Origin of the sequence: Pseudomonas sp. B6002, from assembly GCF_013385985.1 — a bacterium.
Lineage (GTDB): Bacteria > Pseudomonadota > Gammaproteobacteria > Pseudomonadales > Pseudomonadaceae > Aquipseudomonas.
The window spans coordinates 267,392-290,880 of record NZ_JACAOY010000004.1; the positions used below are offsets into that span (position 1 = coordinate 267,392).

General features: G+C 62.7%; 21 protein-coding genes. 13 read left to right on the top strand and 8 right to left on the bottom strand.

Annotation, left to right across the window (positions count from 1 at the left end):
• Window positions 1-2: 2 nt before the first annotated feature.
• The 4 genes from HX792_RS04740 to HX792_RS04755 all read left to right on the top strand — a co-directional run bounded on the left by HX792_RS04740 (window position 3) and on the right by HX792_RS04755 (window position 3,831).
• Window positions 3-659 carry an alginate O-acetyltransferase AlgF gene (locus HX792_RS04740; RefSeq protein WP_176995006.1) on the top strand — a complete coding sequence of 219 codons (657 nt, stop codon included), beginning with the start codon at window positions 3-5 and terminating at the stop codon, window positions 657-659.
• 186 nt (window positions 660-845) lie between these two features.
• Entirely contained in the window at window positions 846-2,297 is a 1,452-nt protein-coding gene (locus HX792_RS04745) for a mannose-1-phosphate guanylyltransferase/mannose-6-phosphate isomerase (protein ID WP_176995007.1), read from the top strand.
• Between the two features lie 242 nt (window positions 2,298-2,539).
• The gene (locus HX792_RS04750) at window positions 2,540-3,004 is read left to right on the top strand and encodes a multidrug transporter (protein ID WP_135308501.1); all 465 of its coding nucleotides are present in this window, start codon (window positions 2,540-2,542) and stop codon (window positions 3,002-3,004) included.
• Between the two features lie 14 nt (window positions 3,005-3,018).
• On the top strand, window positions 3,019-3,831 hold the full coding sequence (locus HX792_RS04755; protein ID WP_176995008.1) for an SDR family oxidoreductase: 813 nt from the start codon (window positions 3,019-3,021) through the stop codon (window positions 3,829-3,831).
• Here HX792_RS04755 and HX792_RS04760 read toward each other — a convergent pair.
• The gene (locus HX792_RS04760) at window positions 3,828-4,685 is read right to left on the bottom strand and encodes a LysR family transcriptional regulator (RefSeq protein WP_176995009.1); all 858 of its coding nucleotides are present in this window, start codon (window positions 4,683-4,685) and stop codon (window positions 3,828-3,830) included. The two genes, HX792_RS04755 and HX792_RS04760, sit on opposite strands and share 4 nt — an antisense overlap.
• Before the next feature lie 111 nt (window positions 4,686-4,796).
• Here HX792_RS04760 and HX792_RS04765 point away from each other — a divergent pair, with 111 nt between their 5' ends.
• Window positions 4,797-5,978 (top strand): MFS transporter, encoded by a 1,182-nt coding sequence (locus tag HX792_RS04765; RefSeq protein WP_176995010.1) that lies wholly within the window; start codon window positions 4,797-4,799, stop codon window positions 5,976-5,978.
• The gene (locus HX792_RS04770) at window positions 5,975-6,376 is read left to right on the top strand and encodes a DUF4440 domain-containing protein (RefSeq protein ID WP_176995011.1); all 402 of its coding nucleotides are present in this window, start codon (window positions 5,975-5,977) and stop codon (window positions 6,374-6,376) included. The genes HX792_RS04765 and HX792_RS04770 overlap by 4 nt, the downstream gene beginning before the upstream one ends.
• Before the next feature lie 117 nt (window positions 6,377-6,493).
• Here HX792_RS04770 and HX792_RS04775 read toward each other — a convergent pair whose 3' ends face one another.
• Genes HX792_RS04775 through HX792_RS04790 form a run of 4 tightly spaced genes read right to left on the bottom strand, consistent with a single transcriptional unit; the run spans window position 6,494 to window position 11,254 of the window.
• Complete coding sequence (locus HX792_RS04775; protein WP_176995012.1) at window positions 6,494-7,354, bottom strand: HlyD family secretion protein; 861 nt, start codon at window positions 7,352-7,354, stop codon at window positions 6,494-6,496.
• Window positions 7,355-7,364: 10 nt separating this feature from the next.
• Complete coding sequence (locus HX792_RS04780) at window positions 7,365-7,565, bottom strand: DUF1656 domain-containing protein (RefSeq protein ID WP_176995013.1); 201 nt, start codon at window positions 7,563-7,565, stop codon at window positions 7,365-7,367.
• Window positions 7,555-9,732, bottom strand: a complete 2,178-nt coding sequence (locus HX792_RS04785; protein ID WP_176995014.1) for an FUSC family protein — start codon at window positions 9,730-9,732, stop codon at window positions 7,555-7,557. The genes HX792_RS04780 and HX792_RS04785 overlap by 11 nt, the downstream gene beginning before the upstream one ends.
• A 10-nt stretch (window positions 9,733-9,742) precedes the next feature.
• Entirely contained in the window at window positions 9,743-11,254 is a 1,512-nt protein-coding gene (locus tag HX792_RS04790) for an efflux transporter outer membrane subunit (RefSeq protein ID WP_176995015.1), read from the bottom strand.
• Between the two features lie 182 nt (window positions 11,255-11,436).
• On the opposite strand from HX792_RS04790, the gene HX792_RS04795 reads away from it, so the two are divergent.
• From HX792_RS04795 to HX792_RS04815, 5 genes are all read left to right on the top strand, one after another.
• A complete protein-coding gene (locus HX792_RS04795; RefSeq protein WP_176995016.1) occupies window positions 11,437-12,405 on the top strand; it encodes a LysR family transcriptional regulator in 969 nt (322 codons plus the stop codon).
• Between the two features lie 212 nt (window positions 12,406-12,617).
• The gene (locus HX792_RS04800; protein WP_176995017.1) at window positions 12,618-13,592 is read left to right on the top strand and encodes a D-glycerate dehydrogenase; all 975 of its coding nucleotides are present in this window, start codon (window positions 12,618-12,620) and stop codon (window positions 13,590-13,592) included.
• Between the two features lie 208 nt (window positions 13,593-13,800).
• On the top strand, window positions 13,801-14,703 hold the full coding sequence (locus tag HX792_RS04805) for a chemotaxis protein CheV (protein WP_176995018.1): 903 nt from the start codon (window positions 13,801-13,803) through the stop codon (window positions 14,701-14,703).
• A 3-nt stretch (window positions 14,704-14,706) separates the two neighbouring features.
• A complete protein-coding gene (locus HX792_RS04810; protein WP_176995019.1) occupies window positions 14,707-15,189 on the top strand; it encodes an N-acetyltransferase in 483 nt (160 codons plus the stop codon).
• Window positions 15,190-15,297: 108 nt separating this feature from the next.
• Window positions 15,298-16,041, top strand: a complete 744-nt coding sequence (locus HX792_RS04815; RefSeq protein ID WP_176995020.1) for a YkgJ family cysteine cluster protein — start codon at window positions 15,298-15,300, stop codon at window positions 16,039-16,041.
• Between the two features lie 109 nt (window positions 16,042-16,150).
• On the opposite strand, the gene HX792_RS04820 is transcribed toward HX792_RS04815, so the two are convergent.
• The 3 genes from HX792_RS04820 to HX792_RS04830 all read right to left on the bottom strand — a co-directional run bounded on the left by HX792_RS04820 (window position 16,151) and on the right by HX792_RS04830 (window position 19,007).
• The gene (locus tag HX792_RS04820; RefSeq protein ID WP_176995021.1) at window positions 16,151-17,719 is read right to left on the bottom strand and encodes a PAS domain-containing methyl-accepting chemotaxis protein; all 1,569 of its coding nucleotides are present in this window, start codon (window positions 17,717-17,719) and stop codon (window positions 16,151-16,153) included.
• Between the two features lie 107 nt (window positions 17,720-17,826).
• A complete protein-coding gene (locus tag HX792_RS04825) occupies window positions 17,827-18,609 on the bottom strand; it encodes a transporter substrate-binding domain-containing protein (RefSeq protein ID WP_176995022.1) in 783 nt (260 codons plus the stop codon).
• A gap of 164 nt (window positions 18,610-18,773) precedes the next feature.
• On the bottom strand, window positions 18,774-19,007 hold the full coding sequence (locus HX792_RS04830; RefSeq protein ID WP_176995023.1) for a hypothetical protein: 234 nt from the start codon (window positions 19,005-19,007) through the stop codon (window positions 18,774-18,776).
• Between the two features lie 215 nt (window positions 19,008-19,222).
• Between HX792_RS04830 and HX792_RS04835 the strand changes: the two genes are divergently transcribed.
• Window positions 19,223-20,389: an efflux RND transporter periplasmic adaptor subunit gene (locus HX792_RS04835; protein WP_176995024.1), complete on the top strand. Its 1,167-nt coding sequence runs from the start codon at window positions 19,223-19,225 to the stop codon at window positions 20,387-20,389.
• Window positions 20,386-23,481 (top strand): multidrug efflux RND transporter permease subunit, encoded by a 3,096-nt coding sequence (locus HX792_RS04840; RefSeq protein WP_176995025.1) that lies wholly within the window; start codon window positions 20,386-20,388, stop codon window positions 23,479-23,481. Before HX792_RS04835 ends, HX792_RS04840 begins: the two co-directional genes overlap by 4 nt.
• The last annotated feature ends 8 nt before the right edge of the window (window positions 23,482-23,489 follow it).

Here is a 23,489-nt window from a genome sequence, read left to right on the forward strand (position 1 = left end):
ACATGACTTTCACTACAACTCCTCGTCGTCTCGCTAAAACCCTGGCCATCGCGGCCGGCCTGAGCGTCGTATCGATGTCTGCCTTTGCCGGCGGTGACGCCGCCCTCTACGGCCCGACCGCGCCAAAAGGTTCGAGCTTCGTGCGCATCTACAACGCCAGCAACCAGGAAGTCAGCGCCACCGTCGGCGCCACCAACCTGAGCGACGTTGCGCCCCTGGCCAGCAGCGACTTCAGCTTCATGCCGGGCGGTGACTACAGCGCCAAGGTGGGCAGCCAGACCGTGCCGGTCAAGCTCGCCCCGGATCACTACTACACCCTGGTCAACAGCGGCAGCGGCCAGCCCCAGCTGATCGAAGAGCCGCCGTTCAAGAACAAGCAGAAGTCCCTGGTGCGCGTGCAGAACCTGAGCGACAAGGCCCTGACCTTGAAGACGGCTGATGGCAAGACCGACGTGGTCCAGTCGGTGGCCGCCAAAGGCCGTGGCGAACGTGAAATCAACCCGGTGAAAGTGAGCCTGGCGTTGTATGACGGTGACAAGAAAGTCGGCGATGTGAAGCCGGTTGCGTTGGAACGTGGTGAAGCGGCGGTGCTGTATGTGACGGGCTCCGGTTCGAGCCTCTCGCCGGTCTGGGTGAAACGCCCGGTGTCGACCCGCTAATGAATTCTGCAGATTGACACCGAACCTGTAGGAGCCCGGCTTGCCGGCGATGGCGTCCTCAAGGTCGCAATCGCCCGCAAGCGGGCTCCTACAAAGGGCGGTGTGCAATCGGCGACCGAGACAAAAACAAGAGTGAAACGACAAACCTTCGTAGCTCTGACCCATATCGATTCAAGGAGAAACAGCATGATCCCAGTAATCCTTTCCGGTGGTAGCGGCTCACGTCTTTGGCCGCTTTCCCGTAAACAGTTCCCTAAACAATTCCTGGCGCTGACCGGCGAGCACACCTTGTTCCAGCAAACCCTGGAGCGCCTGGTGTTCGAAGGCATGGACACGCCGATCGTGGTCTGCAACAAGGACCACCGTTTCATCGTCAATGAGCAACTGAGCGCCCGCAAGCTGGAAAGCCAGCGCATCCTGATGGAGCCGTTCGGCCGCAACACCGCGCCGGCCGTGGCCCTCACCGCGATGATGCTGGTCAATGAAGGCCGCGACGAGCTGATGCTGGTGCTGCCCGCCGACCACGTGATCGACGACCAGAAAGCCCTGCAACGCGCCCTGGCCCTGGCCACCGTGGCCGCCGAGCGTGGTGAGATGGTGCTGTTCGGCGTGCCGGCCACCCGCCCTGAAACCGGCTACGGCTACATTAAGTCCACCAACGATTCGCTGCTGCCCGAGGGCGTGAGCCGCGTCGAGCAGTTCGTGGAAAAACCCAATGAAAAACGCGCCGTCGAGTTCGTCAAAAGCGGCGGTTATTTCTGGAACAGCGGCATGTTCCTGTTCCGTGCCAGCCGCTTCCTCGAAGAGCTGAAAAAGCACGACCCGGACATCTATGACACCTGCCTGCTGACCCTGGAGCGCAGCGAGCAGACCGCCGACACCGTGTCCTTCGACGAAGCCACCTTCGCCTGCTGCCCGGACAACTCCATCGATTACGCCGTGATGGAAAAAACCCAGCGCGCCTGCGTAGTGCCACTGAGCGCCGGCTGGAGCGACGTGGGTTGCTGGGCGTCGCTGTGGGCCGTCAACGATAAAGACGCCAACGGCAACGTGAGCAAGGGCGATGTGGTGATCCAGGACAGCAAGAACTGCATGATCCACGGCAACGGCAAGCTGGTATCGGTGATCGGCCTGGAAAACATCGTGGTGGTGGAAACCAAGGACGCGATGATGATTGCCCACAAGGACAAGGTCCAGGGCGTCAAGCAAATGGTCAACACCCTCAACGAACAGGGCCGCAGCGAGACCCAGAACCACTGCGAGGTCTACCGTCCGTGGGGTTCCTACGACTCGGTGGACATGGGCGGTCGCTTCCAGGTCAAGCACATCTCGGTCAAGCCGGGCGCGTGCCTGTCGTTGCAGATGCACCACCACCGCGCCGAACACTGGATCGTGGTCAGCGGCACCGCCGAAGTCACCTGTGACGAGAACGTGTTCCTGCTCACCGAGAACCAGTCCACCTACATCCCGATTGCCTCGGTGCACCGCCTGCGCAACCCGGGCAAGATCCCGCTGGAGATTATCGAAGTGCAATCGGGCAGCTACCTGGGCGAAGACGATATCGAGCGGTTCGAAGATATCTACGGTCGCTCCACACCGGTTGAGCGCGGCGTGTCGGTGAAAACCATCGCGCAGTAATACTGTCGTACAAGAAGCCCCCGTCCAGCCGACTGCGTCCCCTATCCGCAGCCGGTTGGGCGGGGGCTTTTTCTTTGAGTTTTGCAGTGATGCTGAAGGCCCCATCGCAGGCAAGCCAGCTCCCACAGTTGTGGGAGCTGGCTTGCCTGCGATGGGGCCCGCCGATTCAACACTTATCTCAAGCTGACCAATCCCACCTAAGCTTACGTTAGGATGCTCGTTCCCTATTCGAGGTGGTCTCCATGTTCTTCGGCGTTCTCCTGATCATCACCTGGCTGATCCTGCTGCTGCGTTACCCCGCCAAGGCCTTGCCGGTGTCCCTCGCGGCTGCCGTGGGCCTGGGTTTCGTGGCGATCTGGGTGGTGTGGCTGGACAACCGCGAAGCCTCGCAACTGGCACGCCTGGAGCTGCGCATCACCTACGCGCCCCAGGAATGCCCCGCCGACCGTCCCCTCAAGTTGGTCCTGAACAACGGCAACGACGTACCCCTCACCGAACTGCGCTGGCGCGTCGCCGCCTATGCGCCGGGCGATACCGTCAACCTGGCCGACAACGTCTACGCCGCCCCGCGCTACCGCGGCCCCGGTGAGCTGCAAGCCGGCGCTACTTGGGAAGACTGCCTGCCCACCCCGCCACTGCGCCCCGGCTACCGCCCGCAAACCCTGGAATTTCGTGCCGAACACCTGCAAGGTGGCTTCTCGGACTGACAAAGGACTGATCCATGCCCAACGTACTTATCACCGGCTGCTCCAGCGGCATCGGCCGCGCCCTGGCGGATGCCTTCAAGGCGGCCGGCTATCACGTGCTGACCAGCGCTCGCCGCGAAGCCGACGTGATCGCCCTCAACGACGCCGGTTTCCAGGCCGTACTGCTGGACGTGAATGACAGCGCCGCCCTGCAAACCCTGGCCACCCAGGTGGGCGAGCTGGACGTGCTGATCAACAACGCCGGCTACGGCGCCATGGGCCCGCTGCTCGACGGCGGCACTGAAGCCCTGCAACGCCAGTTCGAAACCAATGTGTTTTCCATCGTCGGCGTGACCCAGGCGCTGTTCCCCGCCCTGCGTCAAAGCAAGGGATTGGTGGTGAATATCGGCAGCGTTTCCGGCGTGCTGGTCACCCCGTTTGCCGGCGCCTACTGCGCCTCGAAAGCCGCCGTGCATGCCTTGAGCGATGCGCTACGCATGGAACTGGCGCCGTTTGGCGTACGGGTCATGGAAGTCCAGCCCGGCGCCATCAACACCAGCTTCGCGAAAAATGCCGGGGCCCAGGCCGAATTGCTGATCAACGAACAATCGCCGTGGTGGCCCATCCGCGACGGCATCCGCGCACGCAGCCAGGCCTCCCAGGACAAACCCACCCCTGCCGCGCAATTCGCCGCCGAGGTGCTCAAGGCCGTTCAGCAACCCCAGCCACCGCGCCTGCTGCGTGCAGGCAACGGCAGCCGGGCACTGCCGTTGATGGCGGCGTTGTTGCCCAAGGGGTTGCTGGAGAAGGTGTTGAAGAAGCGCTTCGGGCTGGCGGGCTCGCTCTAGGCTTTCATGAAATCAATGAACGCCCGCACCTTCAGCGGCAAATGCCGGGTGTCCGGGTACATCGCGTAGATCCCTTGCGGGGCAAAGCGATAGTCCGGCAACAAGCGCACCAACGCGCCTTTTTCCAGGTCATCCTGGACCAGCCACTGCGGCAGCACCGCCACGCCGTGCCCGCGCACGGCAAAGGCCTGGAGCACGGCCGCGCTGTCGGCCACCAGTGAGCAGTGGCCGGGGAGGTATTGATGCTCGCCGCCTTCGGGGTCGATCACACTCAGTGCTGTCAGCCGCCCATGCCCCAACTTTGGCAACGGTTCCAACTCCTCCAGCGTATTGACCCCGGCAAACGCTGGCGCCGCCACGGCGAGCACTTCGAACGTCGACAACTGCACCGCCCGGTGATTGGAGTCCAGCAGACGCCCCAAACGAATCGCCACGTCGAAACGTTCTGAGATCAGGTCGGCGTGGGTGGAGGATGTGGATAAGTGCACGTTGAGTTCCGGGTGCAGGCGGCGGAAGGCTTCAACGGCCGGGGCAACCACCGCCAGCGCGTATTCCAAGGTGGTGGTGATGCGCAAAGTGCCCTTGAGCTGGGCGTGTTCGGATCGAGCTTCTTCCACCGCCAGCCGTGCCTCTTCGAGCATACGCGTGCACCGCAGGTAAAAACGTTCGCCGGCGTCGGTCAGGGCCAGTTGGCGGGTGTTACGGGTCAGCAGGGTTACACCCAGCTCGGCTTCCAGGCGCTTGAGGTTGAAGCTGACCACGGCCCGGGTCTGGCCCAGGCGGTCGGCGGCGGCCGTCAGCGAGCCGGCCTCGACCACGGCCTTGAAGGTATCAAATCGGTCCAGGCTGACCATGGGCCGGGCACTCCTTTGTCAAAATATTTTTGACAAACTAGCAGCAGAATCGGCGTATCCCAAACGGTGTATGCGGCCTACCCTGCCCGCTTCACTCGCAGGATCGCGTTCATGACCTACCGCTCGAAAGTCGCCTGGATCTTTTTGCTGGGCTTCGCCCTGGACCTGGTGAACATGTTTGTCGCCACCGTCGCCTACCCAGATATCGCCCGCGAGCTGCACGCCTCGGTCACGCAATTGGCCTGGATCAGCAACGCGTACATGCTCGGGTTGACCCTGATCATTCCCTTCAGCGTCTGGCTGGCGGCGATCCTGGGCGAACGCGCACTGATCGCCGCCAGCCTGCTGGTCTTCGCGGGAGCGTCCATCATGGTGGGCCAGGCCAGTTCGATAGACGCCTTGATCGGCTGGCGAGCGCTGCAGGGCTTGGGCGGTGGCTTGCTGATTCCCGTGGGGCAGGCGATGGCTTATCGGCAGTTTCCACCGACCGAACGCAGCCAACTGACGGCGCGGGTCATGTCGGTGGCGTTGCTGGTGCCAGCGTTGTCACCGGCACTGGGCGGGCTGGTGGTCGACACCGTGTCGTGGCGTTGGATCTTCTATGCCAACCTGCCGCTGGCCCTGGGCACCCTTGCACTGGCCCTGCTGTGGATAAAACCTGATGGGCCTGCAAACGGGCGCCCGACGCTGGATGTAGCGAGCATTTTCAAACAGGTGCGCAGCCCAATGCTGCGAGTGGCGATGCTGGTGTACCTGTGCATCCCCGGCATCTTTATCGGCACCAGCCTGATTGCCATCCTCTACCTTCGCGACACGGGTTACGACGCCGCCCACACCGGCGCCTTGATGCTGCCTTGGGCACTGGCGTCGGCGTTGGCGATTTATCTCAGCAAACAACTGTTCAATCGCTATGGCCCCAAACCTCTGCTGCTGGCAGGCATGGCGTTGCAATGCATCGGCATCCTGTTGCTCAACACCGACTTGATCATTCCCGCCTACCTGCTGATGGGTCTGGGCGGCAGCCTGTGCAGCAGCACCGCGCAGACCCTGGCCTTCCTCGACATTCCCGCCGAACGCATGGGCCATGCCAGCGCACTGTGGAACATCAATCGGCAAATCAGTTTTTGCCTGGGTGCGGCATTGCTCAGTGCGTTGCTGTCGGCCTTGGATTCCTTCGCCATAACCTTCACGATGGCGGCAGCCCTGACACTGCTCCCTGTTTTCGCAGTGCTGCGCCTGGACACTTCCAGAGTACGGACACTGCTTCACCCTGCCAGCGAGGCACGCCGATGATTGACTACAGCGACTTTTTTGAAGAAGTGATCCAGACCCACGTCGAGATCGAACAATGGTTTGCCGGCGTTGCGCCTGAGGGCACGTTGGAAAACCTGCTGGCGCGCTTCTCCCCCGAGTTCAGCATGGTGGCGCCCGCGACGGGGACGCGGGTCAATGCGGCCGGCGTTAAAGCGCTGTTCACGCGACTAGGCGGCATGCGCCCGGGGTTGAAGATCACCTTGAGCGAGATGGCCGGGATCGACCGCCATGCACGGGGTGCGACGGTGACTTACCGCGAACATCAAGTGGATGACAGCAGCACCCAGACCGATCGCCGCGCCACCGTAGTGTTTGAGAAACAGGCCAGCGGCGCACTGCTGTGGCGCCACCTGCATGAAACCTTCATCAAGGCCTGACACGGTCAAACTGTAGGAGCCGGCTTGCCGGCGATAGCGGTGGGTCATTGACGAATCTGTTGACTGCCCCTGCGCATTCGCGAGCAAGCCCGCTCCCACAAAAGCCGGGGCCCACCATCAATTTAGTGTTGGGTTGACGATAACGGTGCAGGTGATGCCCGCCGCCAGCAATACGCCTTCCGGCACTTCATCAATGTGAATCCGCACCGGCACGCGCTGGGCCAAACGCACCCAGTTGAAGGTCGGGTTCACATCGGCCACCAGTTCGCGACTCTCGGGGTTGTCACGGTCGTAGATGCCGCGCGAGATGCTTTCTACGTGGCCCTTCAAGGTCTCGCCGCTCATGAGTTGCATGTCGGCTTTGTCACCGACTTTAACGTGAGGCAGCTTGGTTTCTTCGAAGAAGCCATACACCCAGAACGAGTTCATATCGACCACGGCCATCTTGGCCTCGCCGATGCGCGCGTAGTCACCTCGATGCACATTCAGGTTGGTGACATAACCGTCCACCGCCGCCACCACTTGGGTGCGTTTCAGGTTCAGTTCGGCCGCTTCCAGTTGCGCCAGCGCGTGCTGGTAATCGGCGAGTGCCGAGTCGGCGATGTTGCTGGCGTCGTCGCGGTTTTCCCTGGAGATCACCAGGGCGTCGAGATCGGCGCGGCGGTGGGCGTTGACCTTGCGCATCTCCCAGGTGGCTTTGCGTGATGCCACCAGTGACTGCGCCTGCTTGACGGCAATGCGGTAGTGCTCGGGGTCGATCTGCATCAGCAGGTCGCCCTTCTTCACCAACTGGTTATCGCGCACCGGCACGTCGACCACTTCACCGGTGACGTCGGCGGCGACGTTGATAATGTCGGCGCGCACACGGCCGTCGCGGGTCCACGGGGTTTCCATGTAGTGCACCCACAACGTGCGGCCAATCCAGATCGCCAACGCCAGTACCAGCAAGGTGGCGAGCAGGCTGAAAAACTTTTTCATCAGGGCATTCTCAACGGTAGACGGTCAGCGCCAGCGCGCCGAACAGACAAACGAACAGGCTCAGGCGCAGCAACGCCGGGTGCCAGAAAAAACGGTACAGGTCGTACCCGGCCAGGAAGCGGTCCACGCCCCAGGCCAGCCCTGCCGCGATCAGGAACATCAGGGTCATGGTCGGCATATAAATGCCGTGGAACGCGATTTCACGGGGCATGCGCAGCTCCTTTGAGGGCAGCGAGGGGCGATTGCGGGTCGAGCAACGAGGTGCGGATAAAGTGCAGGTAGCTTTTCACCCGGCGCAGGGCCGAGGTATCGAAGTGCGGAGCGAAGGGTTCGTCGGTGGCCTGCACGCGGCTGATCGCATGGTCTACGGCGATCAGGCCGCGCTCCAGGTTGCTGGCGCTGGGTTGCAGGAACAACCGCACCAGCGAGCGGCCCATCACGCGGATCGCCTGGCGCCACGGCTGGGATTCGGCATACGCCGGGTGCACCGGCAGGATCGCCTGCTCCTTGCGCAGTTCGATGATCGCGTGGCCGACTTCCAGCACCACGAACATCCAGCGCAGCAGATCGCGCTGCACCTGCGGCTGGCCGACGGCGAGGCCGTAAGCCTGGTGCAGCAGGTCGCGGGTGCGGCTTTCAAAGCTCGACGCCAGGCCCTTGAGCTTGCCGCTGATGGCATACACCACCTGCTCACGCAGGTCCTGCTCCAAGCGGCGCCACAACCAGCGGCTGTTGGGCGGCAAGATGATTGCCCCCGCTGCCGCGCACACCAGCATGCCGATGACCATGGCGATGTAGTCGTTGATGAAAGTGTAGGGGTTGTAGACCGTGAGGTTGTCGGGCACCGAGCCGGTGCTGAAGAAGATCAGCAGGCCCACGCCAACACCGGCGTACTGCGGGCGCGAGGCCAGGAACGAACCGAAGATGATCACCGGCGCAAGCATCACGCACAGCAGCGGGAAGCCGTCGATCCAGGGGAACACGAAGAACATTTCGACAAAGCCCACCAGCGCGCCGATCAAGGTGCCGCAGGCCATCTGGAAGGCCATGCGTTTCGGGTTAGGCGTGGCGGCAGACAAGCCCACGGTGGCGGCGGCGATCAGGGTCATGGTCGCGCCGCTGGGCCAGGCCGTGGCCACCCAGTAACTGCCGAGCACCACCAGAATGAATGACGCGCGAATGCCCGACGCAGCGCAGGCCAGCCAGTTGGTCTTGGGGATAAAGGTTTCGTCCCACTGTTCGCGTTCGTGGCTGTGGTCGGCCAGTGACGCGTGGGTTTGCGCGTAGTTGTGCAGGTCGTCGACAAAGCGGTAAAGCAGCTCGTAGGCGGTGTGGAAATCCAGCTGCTCGGCTTCGCTGGGGTCGCCTTCCTGGAAGGCCGTGCGCAGGGCACGCACCTTGGCGGGCAAGCCGTCCTTGTAGGCGCTGAGTTGGGCCACCAGCCCTGCGGCGTCGGGGCTGGTGAGGGCGCGGCCGGAAAAACCATCGAGCAGTTCGGCCAGGTCCTGCAACCCCGGTTTGATCGCGGCGACCACGTGATCCGCCGCATCGGCGCGCAAGCGTTCGAGCAACTGGTGCAAGGCGTTGAAGCGCGTGGTGATGCTCATGAATTCGCTGTTCAAGCGGCTGAGCCGGCCATTGCGCCGACGCATGTGCGGGTCTTCAAACACCGTGACACTGCGCAGCCCTTCCAGGCCCACGGCTTCAGCGATAAAGCGTACGTTGCTGGCCTCGAAGCCCTCGCGCTGGCTACGCCCACGTAAACCGTCAGTGACGAACAGCGCGAACACGCCAAAACGCTGGTACAAGGCGTTGCGCATCGCGGCGCTGGAGGTCTGCGGCAAAATCGCGGCGCTGATCAGCGTGGAGCACAGGATCCCCAGGGAAATTTCCAGCACACGCCACACCGCCGCCATAAAGGCACCGTCCGGATGGGCCAACGCCGGCAAACCAACCATCGCCGCCGTATAGCCGGCCAACACAAAACCATAGGCGCGGAAGTTGCGGTTACGCGTGGCGCCAGCGGTGCAGATACCCACCCAAATCGCCAATGCGCCGAGGAACAACTCGGTGTTTTGCGCAAACAAGGCGATCAAAAACACCATCACCGCCGACCCCGCCAGGGTGCCGAGGAAGCGATAGAAACTCTTGGCGAACACCTGGCCGCTCTGGGGCTGCATCACGATGAACACGGTGATCATCGCGGTGCGCGGTTGCGGCAATTCCAGGCGCATGGCCAGCCACAGCGTGAGGAACGCGGCGATCAGCACCTTGAAGATATACACCCAGGTCACGCCGTCGCTGCGTGCCCAGTCGAAAAAGCCACGGCGCCACTCAAGGGAATGCAGCCAGCGCAGCGGTGCAGGCAAGGGAGTCATCGACACCTACTCAGTGATCAAACACGGCCAGCGCCGCCGGGGTCTTGCTCGGGAGCGTCTTGGCGTCCTGCGGTACATCGTTGCCCGCTCCCAGGCCGCCGCCCAGGGCAGTGACCAGTTCAGCATGGGCACTCAGCCGCGCGGCCTGCACTTGCTGCTCGATCTGTTGCTGATGGAACAGCAAGGTCTGGGCGTTCAGCACATTGAGGTAATCGGTGAGGCCGCGCTGATAGGCGATCATCGCGATGTCGTAGGTTTTCTGCGCCGAGGCCACCGACTGCGCGGCGAAGGCGGCTTGCTTGTCCATCGATTCGCGGCGGATCAACTGGTCGCTGATGCCCTTGAGCGCATTGACCAGGGTCTGGTTGTACCTGGCGACGGCAATGTCATAACCCGCGCTGGCTTCGCCCAGTTCGGCCCGCAGGCGGCCGCCGTCGAAGATCGGCAAGGTGATCGCCGGGCCCACGGTGTAGTTGAATTTCTTGCCGGCCAGGAATTCCAGCATGCCGCCGCCAGTGGCCATGTAGCCCAGACTGCCGACCAGGTCGACGTTGGGGTAGAAGCCGGCGTGGGCCACGTCGATGCCACGGGCCTGGGCCGCCACCTGCCAGCGACTGGCGACCACGTCCGGGCGTTGGCCGAGGAGTTGCGCGGGCAGGCTCGACGGCAGTGTCAGCGGGGCGGCCAGGGCCAGTGTCGGGCGCTGCAAGTGCGCGCCCTCCCCCGGCCCCTTGCCGGCCAGCGCCGCCAATTGGTTGCGGCTCAAGGCGATTTCTTCGTCGAGGGCGTCCAGTTGGCGATGGGTTTCCGGCAACGGGGTCTCGGCCTGGCTGACGTCGAAGTGGGTGCCGATCCCGGCATTCAGCCGTTTGTTGGCCAGGTCCAGGATCTGCTGTTGCTGGGCCAGGGTGGCGGCGACGATGTCGCGGTTGGCGTAGTGCAACGACAACTGGATATAGGCGCGCACCACGTTGTTCTGCAGCTCGAGCTGGGCCTGGCGCGCTTCGGCGACGCTCATGTGCGCCAGGTCGACGGCGCGCTCGGTGGTGTTACTTTCGCGGCCCCACAGGTCCAGGGCGTAGCTCAGGCCCAGGGACGCATTGTTGTCCCAAGTGTTGGCACCGCTGAGTTCACCCGGGCCGTAGAACTGATCTTTCGGCCAGTTGTGGCGCTTGAGGGTAGTGTCGCTGTTGACCTGCAACGACTCGGCCGACTCGGCAACCCCGGCCATGGCGCGGGCCTGGCGCACGCGGGCGGCGGCCATGGCCAGGCTCGGGCTGTTTTGCGTGGCGAGGTCGACCCAATGGTTCAGTTGCGGGTCGCCGTAGGCTTGCCACCATTGCGCGGTGGGCCAGCGGGCATCGCGGGCGGCGCTCTGGATCGCTTCGTCGGTGGCCAGGGTATTGGCGCTGAGGGCCTGGCCTTGGGGGGCGATTCCTCCGGTTCCGATGCAGCCGCTGATTGCTAACGATAAGGCCCAAACACTGAGAGTCTTCAGCTCTCTGCTGATGCGAAGCGGCACGGCACGCGTATTCCTGAGAGGGTGGAGCGGGAAAGGTGGCGCAATTCTAGGCGGCGGCATGGAGGACGATAAGCTGGCATTCCTGTGAATCTTTGTTACCGTTCAGGCGATAATCCGTTGGTAGGGATCACTGGACGGCGTAACTTTCTGTCACAATTTGTTATCTCCCCTGAGAACACTCCATGGACACTTTGCAAAACATGCGCGCCTTCAGTTGCGTGGCCGAAGCCGGCAGCTTCACCGCCGCCGCCGTGCAACTGGACACCACCACGGCCAACGTCTCGCGCGCGGTCTCCAACCTTGAGGCCCACCTGCAAACCCGCTTGCTCAACCGCACCACCCGCCGAATCGCGCTGACCGAGGCTGGCAAGCGCTATTTGCTGCGCTGCGAGCAGATCCTGGCCTACGTCGAAGAAGCCGAGGCCGAAGCCAGCGACGCCCACGCGCGCCCGGCCGGGCAGTTGAAAGTGCACACCATGACCGGTATCGGCCAGCATTTCGTCATCGACGCCATTGCCCGCTACCGCCGCACCCACCCCGACGTGACCTTCGATCTGACCCTGGCCAACCGCGTGCCGGACCTGCTCGACGAGGGCTACGACGTGTCCATCGTGTTGGCCAGCGAACTGCCGGATTCGGGGTTTGTGTCCCAACGCCTGGGCATCACCTACAGCATCGCCTGTGCCTCGCCGGACTACGTCAAGGCCAAAGGCTGCGCGCAACGCCCGCAAGACCTGCTCAACCACGCCTGCCTGCGTCTGGTGAGCCCGGTGATCCAGCTGGACAAATGGACCTTCAACGGCCCCGAAGGCCAGGAAAGCGTGGCGATCAACACCTCGCCGTTCCTGGTGAACTCCGCCGATGCGATGAAAACCGCGATCACCAGCGGCATGGGCGTCGGCCTGTTGCCGGTGTACGCGGCCATCGAAGGTTTGCGCAACGGCACGCTGGTGCGGGTGATGCCAACCTACCGCTCGCAGGAACTGAACCTGTACGCCATCTACCCGTCGCGCCAGTACCTGGATGCGAAGATCAAGACCTGGGTGGAATACCTGCGCGGCTCGCTGCCGGAAATCCTCGCGGCGCACCAGGCGGAGTTGGCCGCCTATGAACTGAGCGGCGGCCTCGGCGGCGTGCGCATGGCCACCTGATTTTTATCAGGTAACCGAATTCAAATGTGGGAGCTGGCTTGCCTGCGATAGCATCAACTCGGTCTGACTGACGCACCGAGTTGTCTGCATCGCAGGCAAGCCAGCTCCCACATTTTGAGCAGTGTTCACATTGGTTCAGCGGTGTCCTGACAACTCTGGATAAGAATGTTAGCGTGCTTGGCATTCTCCCGTAGTCGATGAGCCCGCCTGCAATGAAAAAGACTGTTCTCGCCTTCAGCCGTATCACCCCGCCAATGATCGAACGCCTGCAACAGGAATTCGAGGTGATCGTGCCCGACCCCAAGCGCGGGGACATCAACGCTCAATTCAATGAAGCCCTGCCCCACGCCCACGGACTGATCGGCGTCGGCCGCAAGCTGGGCCGCGCGCAACTGGAAGGTGCGAGCAAGCTGGAGGTGGTGTCCAGCGTGTCGGTGGGCTACGACAACTACGACGTGCCCTACTTCAACGAGCGCGGGATCATGCTCACCAACACCCCCGACGTGCTCACTGAAAGCACCGCCGACCTGGCCTTCGCCCTGCTGATGAGCAGCGCACGCCGGGTGGCAGAACTGGACGCCTGGACCAAGGCCGGCCAGTGGAAAGCCAGCGTCGGCGCACCGCTGTTTGGCTGCGATGTGCACGGCAAGACCCTGGGCATCGTCGGCATGGGCAATATCGGCGCCGCCGTGGCCCGACGTGGGCGCCTGGGCTTCAACATGCCGATCCTGTACAGCGGCAACAGCCGCAAGACTACGTTGGAACAGGAACTGGGCGCGCAGTACCGCAGCCTGGAGCAACTGCTGGCCGAGTCGGATTTCGTGTGCCTGGTGGTGCCGTTGAGCGAAAAAACCCGCCACCTGATCAGCACCCGCGAGCTGGGCTTGATGAAGTCCAGTGCGATCCTGATCAACATTTCCCGTGGCCCGGTGGTCGATGAACCGGCGCTGATCGAAGCCTTGCAGACCCAGCGCATTCGTGGCGCCGGGCTGGATGTGTACGAGCAGGAGCCGTTGGCGGAGTCGCCGCTGTTCCAACTGAGCAACGCGGTGACCCTGCCGCATATCGGTTCGGCGACGAACGAAACCCGCGAAGCCATGGCCAACCGCGCCCTCGCCAACCTGCGCAGCGCCTTGCTGGGCGAGCGTCCGCAGGATCTGGTGAATCCGCAAGTCTGGAAGGGCTGACCCATACCTCTTTTGGAATGGGGTTTATGTGGGAGCTGGCTTGCCTGCGATAGCATCACCTCGGTGCAACTGAAAGACCGAGGTGCCTGCATCGCAGGCAAGCCAGCTCCCACACATATCTATTCCGCCACAAAATCCGGTTAAAGCCTGGCTTTTCCAAGTCGATAACTCTGTATAGATCGTCATCCCTGATCCACAGAAGGTTTTTATGTCCACCACCAAAGCCCGCGCAGACTCACTCTCGCTTCTGCTCTTTACCTTGCGCAGCGGCAAGCTGATGGCGATCAACCTGCTGAAAGTCAGCGAAATCATCCCCTGCCCACCCCTGACCCGGCTGCCGGAATCCCACCCGCACGTCAAAGGCATCGCCACCCTGCGCGGCGCCTCGCTGTCGGTGATCGACCTGAGCCGTGCCCTGGGGGAAATGCCCCTGCAGGACCCCGACGGCGGCTGCCTGATCGTCACCGACGTGAGCCGCTCCAAGCAGGGCCTGCATGTGCAGGCGGTGAGCAAGATCGTGCACTGCCTGACCACTGACATTCGCCCACCGCCCTATGGGTCCGGTGGCAACCGTGCGTTCATCACCGGCGTTACCCAGGTGGAGGGCGGGCTGGTGCAGGTGCTCGATATCGAAAAAGTTATCCATGGCATCGCACCGGCACCGATTGAAGCAGCGCCCACCGACCTGACCATGGAAGAGGCTGAAGTGCTGGGCAATGCGCGGATCCTGGTGGTGGACGACAGCCAGGTCGCCCTGCAGCAATCGGTGCACACCCTGCGTAACCTCGGCCTGACCTGCCACACCGCCCGCAGCGCCAAGGAAGCCATTGATGTGCTGCTGGAGCTGCAAGGCACGGTGGAGCAGATCAACGTGGTGGTATCGGACATCGAGATGTCTGAAATGGACGGCTATGCCCTCACCCGCACCCTGCGCGAGACCCCGGATTTCAAGGACCTCTACGTGCTGTTGCACACCTCCCTGGACAGCGCGATGAACAGCGAGAAAGCCCGCCTGGCCGGGGCCGATGCGGTGCTGACCAAATTCTCCTCGCCCGAGCTGACCAAGTGCCTGGTGGTCGCCGCCCAGACTGTGGCGCAGAAGGGCCTGTAAGCCTTGGCCGAATACTTCCAGCTGCTGCGCCGCGACCTCATCGGCAGCCTGCCGGCACCGCAGTGGCCGGCAGGTACACAGCTGGACCACTACCGCGAGGAACTGGCCCCGGCAATTCATGCCGTGTTGAGCATGACCCAGGCGCAAGGCGGTGGTCGTGTGGCCAGCCTGGAAGAATGGCGCCAGCAATTCACCACCGATGCCGAGTTCGACCCCAGCCTGTGCCTGGTGGCCAGCAACCGTGACGGTATCCTTGGCGTGGCCCAGTGCTGGACCAGCGCCTTTATCAAGAACTTGTCCGTACACCCCTGCGCCCAAGGCCAGGGGCTGGGTCGCGCCTTGTTGCTGCACACCTTCCAGGTGTTCAAGCACCGGGGCGAACCCTACGTGGACCTGAAGGTGCTGGAGAGCAATCTCCGTGCGCGGCAGTTGTATGAAAGCGAGGGCATGCGGTTTGTGCTGCGCGATGTCGTGCAAGAACACTGACAGGCACTGGCGCACAACTTGCTTCCAGAGAGCCTGAACGGTGGATAGAGGTAAAAACCCGCCGCCGTTCGAGAGTGCCCTCTGACCTTGCCTGGTGACAGATCCTCAATGAATACTCACTTTTCCTGCGTGGGTTGCGGCAAATGCTGCACCGACCATCACGTGCCCCTGACCCTCGACGAAGCCCGGCAGTGGGCGGCTGACGGCGGTAATGTCATTGTTCTGGTGGAAGGTTTCCTGGGCAATGGCCTGGGCCTGCCACAGGCGCAACGCGAGCATGCCGAGCGCCGTTCGGTGGTGGTGCCCAGCGGCAATACCGAGGCGTTTGTGGCAATCACCTTTGCCGCTTACAACGCCGGGCGCTGCCGGAATCTTGACGAAGACGACCGCTGCCGCATCTACGAGCGCCGGCCATTGGTGTGCCGTATCTACCCGATGGAGATCAATCCACACATTCCATTAAACCCGGCCGCCAAGGACTGCCCGCCAGAATCCTGGGAGCAAGGGCCGGCGCTAATTGTTGGCGGCGAACTGATGGACCAGGAGTTGGCGGAACTGATTCGCCGTTCACGCCAGGCCGACCGTGATGACGTGCAAACCAAAGAGGCGGTTTGCGCCTTGCTGGGCATTCGCACTACGGCCCTCAAGGGCGACGGGTTTACCGCCTACCTGCCGGACATGAATGCCTTTGCCCAGGCGATCGCCTTGGCCGTTGACCAGCCCGCTGTGGCCAATGAGTGGGTGTTCCATGTGTCGGGGATGGACATCGCCGAACAGTTGCTGGATGCCGGCGCTCAGATTGCAACGGAGGTGCCGGCCAACTATGCGTTTATTTCGTTGAGGGCTGCGTAAGGCCGACTGGCCTCATCGCGGGCAAGCCCGCTCCCACGGGGAATCGCATTCCAAAATGTGGGAGCGGGCTTGCCCGCGATGAGGCCAGCACACTCAACGCAAACCCGGATCAGTGTCGCTTGCCCCAGAACTCCTGCGCCAGCTGGCGCAAGTCATCGGCCAGTGTCGCCACATCGCCAGAACTGAGCTGGCTTTGCTGACCAGCGCTGACGGTGGCTTCACCGGCATTGCGAATGCCGACAATATTGCGATTGATGTCTTCGCTGACCGCGCTCTGTTCTTCCACCGCCGCCGCAATCTGCTGGCTCATGGCGGTAATTTGGGTGACACGCTGGCTGATACCGTCCAAGGCCGCCGCCGCCCGCTGCGCCTGCTGGACACTCGCCTCGACATGCTCACTGCTGTGGGCCATGGCTTGCACGGCATCGCGCGCGCCGCTTTGCAGGGTGCTGATCATGCGCTGGATTTCGTTGGTGGATTGCTGGGTGCGCTGGGCCAGGCCGCGCACTTCATCGGCAACCACGGCGAAACCTCGCCCCTGCTCACCCGCACGCGCCGCCTCGATGGCGGCGTTGAGGGCCAGCAGGTTGGTCTGTTCGGCAATCGTGCGGATCACTTCGAGCACGCCGCTGATTTCGCCGCTGTGGCTTTCCAGTTGGTGGATCACTTGCGTGGCGCGCGCCAATTCATCGGACAGGCGCAGCACCGCATCGCGGCTATCGTCGACGCGCTGATGACCTTTACGGGTTTCGCTGCCGGCCTGATCGGCGGCCTTGGAGGCTTCCAGCGCATGGTTGGCCACTTCGGCGACGCTGGCGGCCATCTGGTGGATCGCTGCCGCCACCTGGTCGGTCTGGGTCTGCTGGCCCTGGCTGCTGGCCTGGCTCGCGTCCAGATGCTCCACCAGTTGCGCCGCGTGCCCGGACAAGCGCAACGACGCATCGCCGATGCGCCCCACCACCGCGCCCACCTGGGCTTCGAGCATCTGCAAGGCGAACTCGATCTGCCCGCACTCGTCGCTGCGCCCGGTGTAGATCGCCTGGCTCAGGGGGTTGTCTGCAATCAGCCGCGCCCGCTGATTCAACTGTGCGAGCGGGCGCAGGATCACGTTGACCCCCGCTGCCCCCACCGCACACCCCGCCACCAGGGCCAGCAGTTGCCAAGCGAGAGAATAGGTGACCAAGCCCAAGGCCCAGGTCATACCACTGGAGCCAATCACCCAAGCCGATAACTTCACCCCCATGCCGAACGCCGGCAGTTTGCGGCGTTTGCCCGCCCGCAACTGCGCATACGCGCGCTCCGCTGCCGCCACCCGGTGCGTGGCAGGTTTGGTGCGTACCGATTGGTACTCCACCGTTTTCCCCTCGCGCGTCACCGGCGTCGCGTAGGCGCTGACCCAATAATGGTCGCCGTTCTTGCAACGGTTTTTCACCATCCCCATCCACGAGCGACCGCTCTTCAGGGTTTGCCACATGTGCGCAAACGCAGCAGGCGGCATATCCGGATGACGCAACAGGTTGTGTGGCGAACCGAGCAGTTCTTCGCGGGTATAGCCGCAAACGTCGATGAAGTCCCCGTTGGCGTAGGTAATCGCGCCTGTCAGGTCCGTGGTCGAAAGGATGTTGGCGTCAGGGGCAAAGTCCACACCTCGACCGGTGACCGGCAGATTGATCTTCATGGATAAGCGCGCTCGTAATTGTTGGAGGAGTCGGCAGGGCGTCGACTCTAAGCGCACCGAAAGGGCAAAGATTGATCCAGCTCATGTTCCGAGCAATTAATTAGCCATCATGGATGGGCAAGCGGGGCATCGAGACGATAGGGCTGGAGGATGCGTTGGTATTCACCGCTTTGCATCAGTTGTTCAAGCGCGCGGTTGAGCTGTTCGCGCAACGCCGTATCAGGCTTGCGCAGCGCTATCGCCACGCCGTCCCCCAGCAGGTCCGCTGAAACGGCGGGGCCAAGAAAACCGAAATCCTGGCCGTCGGGGGTGTCGAGCAACGCCTCACGGATTTCTACCGTGCCTTGCAGCGTCGCGTCGATATCACCGGCGATCAGACTGCGGATCAATTCCTGATTGAGCCAGAAACTCTTGATGATGACGCCCCTGGGCGCCCATTGTGACTGGGCAAAGGCTTCACGATTGCTCCCCAGCAGCACCCCCACGCGCTTGCCCTTCAGAGAGCGTGCGGTGGGCATCAAGCAGGATGTTCTGCGGCCGACCAGTTGCGTGGTGAAGGGATACAGGCTGTCGGTGAAGCTCACCCATTGGCGCCGCTTCGGCGTAGAGGCAATGCCCATGATCGCGTCGAATTGCCGGGCTTCAAGTGCGGAAAAGTCTTCGACAAGCATCTGGTCGACCCAGGTGCAACGCACGTTGAGTTGCGTGCACAGGGCGTTACCCAGCTCGATGTTCAGGCCAACCAATTGCCCCTGGGGGTTGCGGCTTTGAAAAGGAGGAAAGAGTGCTGCCACGCCGAAACGGATTTCATCACGGTTTTTTTCGGCACAGACAACGGCGTCAGCGCAAAGCAGCAGGGCAAACGCTACACAAATGCGTATCAAGGCCACCGGAACATCCTTTCCCTAAAAGTGCTGCATCACACGCCCCGGTAAAAATTGACCGGAGCGAAGCCAATGCTGCGCAAGCTTTCAAGAAATGGATGCGGCCCTACAATCGGAAATATCGACGGACGACGTAGGCAAAAGTCGACACAGGTTGCGACCTTTTACTCTCAGCGTTTACCCATCGAACGACGAGTACCTGGCGGGGCCATGCCTGGAGTCTTGGTATGACCGTTCTTCGCGCCACCTTTGTACCAAGGCTGAGTGGCATTCTTGGCCCCGGCCAGTTCACCCGGCTTGAACGGAAACTTAAACGCCGGGATCTCGGCTTTTTCAACGCGTTGAGCGTCGGCCGGATCGACGAGGTCGGCCGCTTCAACAGGGGGTTGTGTCGGGGAAGTCATGGAAGCTCCGGGGCGTGCAGAAAATGAGGCGCGGCCAGCTTGCGGGCCGCACTGGGGCGCAGTATACCTGCGCGCTTCAGATCTTTAACCACCGCCTGTACGAATGGTCTTCAGTTTGCTGACAGCCCTGTCAGTTAGCAGTCACCGTGCTGACCGGGTTGGCGGGCTATAAAGCACCTACATTCTCCCAACCCTCTGCCCCGGCGCCCCACCCCATGCACATTCAACGAAAAACCGCCCTTATCGTGGGTGTCCTCGTGGTATTGGCGATAGCTGCCTGGGCGTTGACCCGGCCGGCCAAGACCAAACTGGTTGCGTCCACAGCCGTGCCAGTACGGGTCGTGAAAGTGGTGGAGCAGGACTTGCCGCGTTATGTCACGGGCATCGGCTCGGTGCTGTCGCTGCACAGCGTGGTCATTCGCCCGCAAATCGATGGCATCCTCACCAAACTGCTGGTCAAGGAAGGCCAACTGGTCAAGGCCGGCGACCTGTTGGCCACCATCGACGACCGTTCGATCCGCGCCAGCCTCGACCAGGCCAAGGCGCAGTTGGGCGAGAGCCAGGCGCAGTTGCAAGTGGCGTTGGTCAACCTCAAGCGCTACAAGGAATTGAGCATCGACGATGGCGTGTCGAAGCAGACTTACGACCAGCAACAGGCTCTGGTCAACCAGTTGAAGGCCACGGCGCAAGGCAATCAGGCCGCGATCGACTCGGCCCAGGTTCAGCTTTCGTACACGCAGATTCGTTCACCGGTTACAGGCCGTGTCGGCATTCGTACGGTGGACGAGGGCAACTTCCTGCGCATGAGCGACACCCAAGGGTTGTTCTCCGTCACCCAGATCGCCCCCATCGCCGTGGAGTTTTCCCTGCCACAGCAAATGCTGCCGACCTTGCAGGGGCTGATCGCCGCCGAGCACCCAGCCAGCGTCGATGCCTTTCTCGGTGCCGATACCGAAGGCGAACACAGCGAGCTGCTGGGCGAAGGCCGTCTGAGCCTGATCGACAACCAGATCAACAGCACCACCGGCACTATCCGCGCCAAGGCCGAGTTCCGTAACAACACGCAGAAGCTCTGGCCGGGCCAACTGGTGACGATCAAGATCCAGACCGCCCTCGACCGCAACGCCCTGGCCGTGCCGCCAACCGTGGTGCAACGAGGCCTGGACTCGCACTTCGTGTATCGCGTCAATGGCGACAAGGTGGACATCGTGCCGGTGCAGGTGGTGTACCAGGACAGCGAACTCAATATTCTCAAGGGCATCCAGGCCGGTGACGTGCTGGTCAGTGATGGCCAGTCGCGCCTCAAGTCCGGTGCCAAGGTCGAGATTCTCAAGGAGCCACCCCAGGTGATCCAGACCGCTGACGCCAAGGTGCAGCCATGACGTCGCGGGGGTCGGTTTCCGCGTGGTGCATCGACCGCCCGGTCGCCACCTTGCTGCTGACATTTGCCCTGGTGCTGTTGGGGCTGATCGCGTTCCCCAAATTGCCTATCGCGCCGCTGCCGGAAGCCGAGTTCCCGACGATCCAGGTGACCGCCCAGCTACCCGGCGCCAGCCCCGACACCATGGCGTCTTCTGTGGCGACGCCGCTGGAAGTGCAATTCAGTGCCATTCCCGGCATGACCCAGATGACCTCCAGCAGCGCCCTGGGCTCAAGCCTGCTGACCTTACAATTCACCCTCGACAAGAGCATCGACACGGCCGCTCAAGAGGTGCAGGCCGCCATCAACACCGCGGCCGGCAAGCTGCCCAGCGACATGCCAAGCCTGCCGACCTGGCGCAAGGTCAACCCGGCAGACAGCCCGGTGCTGATCATCAGCGTCAGTTCCCATGACATGCCCGGTACCGAGTTGAGCGACCTGGTAGAAACCCTGCTGGCCCGGCAACTCAGCCAGGTCGACGGCGTCGGCCAGATCAACATCACCGGCCAGCAACGCCCGGCGATCCGCGTGCAGGCCTCGCCCGACAAGCTCGCAGCCATCGGCCTGACCCTGGCGGATGTTCGCCTGGCCATCCAGCAATCCAGCCTGAACCTGGCCAAAGGCGCGCTGTACGGCAAGAACAGCGTGTCGACCCTGGCAACCAACGACCAGCTGTTTCACCCGGATGAATACGGCGACCTGATCATCTCCTACAAGAACGGCGCACCGGTGCAACTACGGGATGTGGCCAAGGTGGTCAATGGCTCGGAAAATGCCTACGTCCAGGCCTGGGCGGTTGACACCCCCGGCGTCAACCTGGTGATTACCCGCCAGCCCGGCGCCAACATTGTCGAGACCGTAGAACGTATCCAGGCCGAAATGCCGCGCCTGGAAGCCATGCTGCCGGCCTCGGTCCAGGTCAGCGTGCTGATGGACCGCACCACCACCATCCGCGCCTCGCTGCACGAAGTGGAAATGACCCTGCTGATCGCCATCCTGCTGGTGGTGGGGGTCATGGCGATCTTCCTGCGCCAATGGTCGGCCACGGTCATTGTGTCCAGCGTGCTGGGCGTGTCACTGGTCGCCAGCTTTGCGCTGATGTACGTGATGGGCTTCAGCCTGAACAACCTGACCCTGGTCGCCATCGTGGTGGCCGTGGGGTTTGTGGTGGACGACGCGATCGTGGTGGTGGAGAACATCCATCGCCACCTCGAGACCGGCCTGGACAAGCGCGAGGCGGCGATCAAGGGGGCCAGCGAGATTGGCTTCACTGTGGTGTCCATCAGCGTGTCGCTGGTGGCCGCGTTTATTCCGCTGCTGTTCATGGGCGGCGTGGTCGGCAGGCTGTTCAAGGAGTTTGCCTTGACCGCCACGTCGACCATCCTGATTTCCGTCGTGGTGTCCCTGACCCTTGCGCCGACCCTGGCGGCACTGTTCATGAAAGCGCCAAGCCATCGCCCCCACGACAAACCCGGCTTTGGCGAACGCCTGCTGGCAGGTTACGAACGGAACCTGCGCCGCGCCCTGGCCCACCAGCGCACGATGGCCGGCATTTTCCTGCTGACCCTGGGCCTGGCCGTGGTGGGTTACGTGTTTATCCCCAAAGGGTTTTTCCCGGTGCAGGACACCGGTTTCATCCTCGGAACCAGCGAAGCGGCGGCGGACGTGTCGTACCCCGACATGGTTGCCAAGCACAAGGCACTGGCCGAAATCATGAAGGCTGACCCCGCCGTGCGGGCGTTCTCACACTCTGTTGGCGTCACCGGCAGCAACCAGACCATCGCCAACGGCCGCTTCTGGATCTCCCTCGTGGACCGGGGTGACCGGGACGTGTCCGCCAGCCAGTTCATCGACCGCATCCGTCCCAAGCTGGCCGCCGTGCCGGGGATCGTCCTGTACCTGCGCGCCGGCCAGGACATCAACCTCAGCTCGGGCCCCAGCCGCAGCCAGTACCAATATGTGCTCAAGAGCAACGACGGGGCGACGCTCAATACCTGGACCCAACGCCTGACCGAAAAGCTGCGCTCCATTCCGGCGTTCCGCGATATCTCCAACGACTTGCAGCTGGGCGGCAGCATTACCCACATCACCATCGACCGCCGCGCGGCGGCACGCTTCGGCCTGACCGCCACCGATGTCGACCAGGCGCTGTACGACGCCTTCGGGCAACGCCAGGTCAATGAGTTCCAGACCGAAATCAACCAGTATCAGGTGGTGCTGGAACTGGACACCCGCCAGCGCGGCAAGGCCGAAAGCCTGAATTACTTCTACCTGCGCTCGCCACTGACCAATGAAATGGTGCCGCTGTCGGCGGTGGCCAGCGTCGATGCGCCCACCGTTGGCCCGTTGTCGATCAGCCATGACGGTATGTTCCCGGCGGCCAACCTGTCGTTCAACCTGGCGCCCGGCGTGGCGCTGGGTGATGCGGTGATCCTGCTCAACCAGGCGAAAAACGAGATCGGCATGCCGACCTCGATCATCGGCAATTTCCAGGGCGCGGCCCAGGCGTTCCAGAGTTCACTGGCCAGCCAGCCGTGGCTGATCCTCGCGGCGCTGGTGGCGGTCTACATCATTTTGGGGGTGCTGTATGAGAGCTTTGTGCACCCGCTGACCATCATCTCGACCCTGCCCTCGGCCGGCCTGGGCGCGCTGATCATGTTGTGGCTGCTGGGCCAGGACTTCTCGATCATGGCGCTGATCGGCCTGGTGCTGCTGATCGGGATTGTGAAGAAGAACGGTATCCTGTTGATCGACTTTGCCCTGGAGGCGCAACGTACGCGTGGCCTGACACCTCATGATGCGATCTTCGAAGCCTGTATCACGCGGTTCCGCCCGATCATCATGACGTCCCTGGCCGCCCTGCTCGGCGCCCTGCCGCTGATGCTCGGCTATGGCGCCGGCGCCGAGTTGCGCCAGCCACTGGGTATCGCCGTGGTCGGCGGCTTGCTGGTAAGCCAGGCGCTGACGCTGTTCACCACACCGGTCATATACTTGTACCTTGAGAAGTTTTTCCACCGGCCCACACCTGCGCCTGCGTTGGCGACCACACACTGAGGCGGTGT